The sequence below is a fragment of the Mesorhizobium abyssinicae genome, assembly GCF_049887195.1.
Classification (GTDB): Bacteria; Pseudomonadota; Alphaproteobacteria; order Rhizobiales; family Rhizobiaceae; genus Mesorhizobium; species Mesorhizobium abyssinicae.
On the sequence record NZ_JARAKC010000065.1, the window covers coordinates 1 to 3,130 of the forward strand.

Annotated in this window: 1 protein-coding gene; it reads right to left on the reverse strand. The window is 61.8% G+C overall.

Going from position 1 to position 3,130, the window contains the following annotated elements:
- A partial coding sequence (locus PU724_RS33535; protein WP_426213815.1) for a hypothetical protein occupies positions 1-3,081 on the reverse strand: 3,081 nt, incomplete at its 3' end.
- Positions 3,082-3,130 lie beyond the last annotated feature (49 nt).

The window sequence follows — 3,130 nt, forward strand, 5'->3', positions numbered from 1 at the left end:
GGGCGTGAGCGCATTCAGATCAAAATCCGGACGCCGATAAGGTGTGGGCGACAGCGGCGCAAGGCCGGCGAAGGTCGAGGACGAGTCGGCACTTTGAGCAGGCGAGGATGGGGCCGGCACGGGGGCCCATTCTGGCGGGAGCGATGTCGTCTGATGGAACTGCGGCACATTGGTAGCCATTGGCGCGCCACGCTGTGCGGCCTCTTCTTCATGGAAGGCTCGCAGCACGTCCCAGGCCGGGTCGCCCGGGGACATGGGGATGGGTGAGAAGGCGATGGGTGAGAAGGCGAAGGGTGAGGCGCTCTGGGCAGTTCCTATGGCCGGGCCGCTTGGCTGCTCGCGCGGGGCCGCTTGCCCATGGGCTGACAGGCCCAGTGCATTGTTGGCTGCGACCATTTGCCGGTATTTCTGCAGAAAGCCCCAGGCTGTGCCGAAACCGGGGCCTACGTTCTTCTTGTACTCGTCAACCGCCCGGCTCAGCACCGCGGGTTCAATCTGGTCAATGCCCTTGCCGAAGTTCTGACTGAGCCAGCCGTTGAAACGACACAAATGACTCCGATAGATCGTTAGCGTGACTTGACTGTACCTGCTTGCAGCTGCCCGACATGCATCTTCGATCTCCTGGTTCTCTTCGCTGACCGAGCGCGATCTAGCTGTCGTGACAGTCTGTCCGGCAGAATGCTGCCGGAGCCTTCCCAATGCCACGTTAAGTTCACCCAGTAATTTTACATCGTTGCTCGCGAAGTCCTTCGCGAGGCTGTCCAACTGCCGATCATCTAGCCGGCCGGCGATCTGGGTCCGGTGGTTCTCGTCAAGCCATTTGCTGAATTTGCGCAGTGCCGCTAGATCGTGCCACATGGTTCCTTCTTTGAGGCGGGCTGTTACGGCTCTTGTCTGGTATCCGGCCAGGAGTTCCTCATCGTCCTTCGTGCCACGTTCCCGGATATTTGAAGCGATTGTCACAGGCTGTCCGGCAAAATGCTGCCGGAGCCTTCCCAACGCCACTTTGGTGTCGCTCAGTAGTTTGGCATCGTTGCCCGCAAAGTCCTTCGCCAGGCTGTCCAGCTGCTCGTCATCAATCCGACCGTCGATTTGGCTCTGGTGGTTCTCGTCAAGCCATGTGCTGAACTTGCGCAGCGCCGTTATATCGCGAGCAATCGAGCTTTCACTCACCTTGGCTGTTTTAGCCGCGTCGTCACGGTAGGCGGCAAAAAGCGCCTCGTCCGGGTGCTCTCGGACGCGCTTTCGGCTGCGCGGTTGCTGAACGACGGAAGCCTGGTGCGGCGCCTCGGCCGGCATCGTATGGCGCGCGCCGGTCAAATCGCCTCCCATGGTCCCTTCTTCGAGGCCGGCAGCCTGGGCAAAGAGTTCCTCATCATGCTTGGTGACAGGTCGAACATTCGAAGCAGCCGTCACAGGCGGTCTTACAAAAGCTTGCCGGAGCCTCTTCAGCGCCGGGTTGATACGCGCGATATCGCCCTCCGCGAAGTCCTTCGCCAGCGCGTCCAACCCCGGGTCCTCAATCCGGCCGGCGATCTGCGTCCGATGGTTCTCGTCAAGCCATTTGCTGAACTTGCGCAGCGCCGCTAGATCGCCCCTCACGGTTGGTGCTTTGACGACGGCTTTTGCCCGGTATTGGGCGAAGAGTTCCTCATCGTCCTTGGTGCCGGGTCGAACAGCCGAAGCAGCCGTCACAGGCTGTCCGGCAAAATGCTGCCGGAGCCTTCCCAACGCCACTTTGGTGTCGCCCAGCAGTACGGCATCGTTGCCCGCGAAGTCCTTCGCCAAGCTGTCCAGCTGCTCGTCCTCAATCCGACCGTGGATTTGGCTCTGGTGGTTCTCGTCAAGCCATGTGCTGAACTTGCGCAGCGCCGTTATATCGCCAGCAATCGAGCGTTCACTCACCTTGGCTGTTTTAGCCGCGTCGTCACGGTAGGCGGCAAAAAGCGCCTCGTCCGGGTGCTCTCGGACGCGCTTTCGGCTGCGCGGTTGCTGAACGACGGAAGCCTGGTGCGGTGCCTCGGCCGGCATCGTATGGCGCGCGCCGGTCAAATCGCCTCCCATGGTCCCTTCTTCGAGGCCGGCAGCCTGGGCAAAGAGTTCCTCATCATCCTTGGTGACAGGTCGAACATTCGAAGCAGCCGTCACAGGCGGTCTTACAAAAGCTTGCCGGAGCCTCTTCAGCGCCGGATTGATACGCGCGCTCTCGCGCTCCGCGAAGTCCTTCGCCAGCGCGTCCAACCCCGGGTCCTCAATCCGGCCGGCGATCTGCGTCCGATGGTTCTCGTCAAGCCATGTGCTGAACTTGCGCAGCGCCGCTATATCCCTCACGGTTGATTCTTTGACGACGGCTTTTGCCCGGTATTGGGCGAAGAGTTCCTCATCGTCCTTCGTGCCGAGTCGAACAGTCGGAGCAGCCGTCACAGACTGTCCGGCAGAATGTTGCCGGAGCCTTCCCAACGCCACTTTGGTGTCGCTCATTAGTACGGCATCGTGGCCCGCGAAGTCCTTCGCCAGACTGACCAACTGCCGATCATCGAGCCGGCCGGCGATTTGGCTCTGGTGGTTCTCGTCAAGCCATTTGCTGAACTTGCGCAGCGCCGCAATATCGCGAGCAATCGAGCTTTCACTCACCTTGGCTGTTTTAGCCGCGTCGTCACGGTAGGCGGCTAAAAGCGCCTCGTCCGGGTGCTCGCGGTCGCGCCTGCGCCTGCGCGTTTGCTGAACGACGGCAGCCTGGTGAGGCGCCTCGGCCGGCATTGTACGGCGCGCGCCGGTCCAAACGCCCTGTTGATTGGCCGCAGGCCGATATGCGTCCGCGACGACGTGAGGGAAGTTCACGACATCGGGTGCGCTTCCAAAGCCCGTGGCGGGCAGGTTGACCCGCGGCGGCGGCATGGAACTCAAAGCTTCGTAACCGACCTCAATCGCTGCCCGGCTCCGCGGCTGATCGACACTTTGCGCGGGTGAGTGGACCACCCGCTCCGCATCCTGCCCGAACTGCGAAGCGAAACTTGCAGCCGTAAACGGCCCGGCGCGCTCGGCGGCGGCAAAGAGCTCGTCCTGGTCAAAACTCTGCACAGGTGAGTGAGCTGGTGGAGCAAAGGGCAAGCGCGAGCCGCCTTCCCCG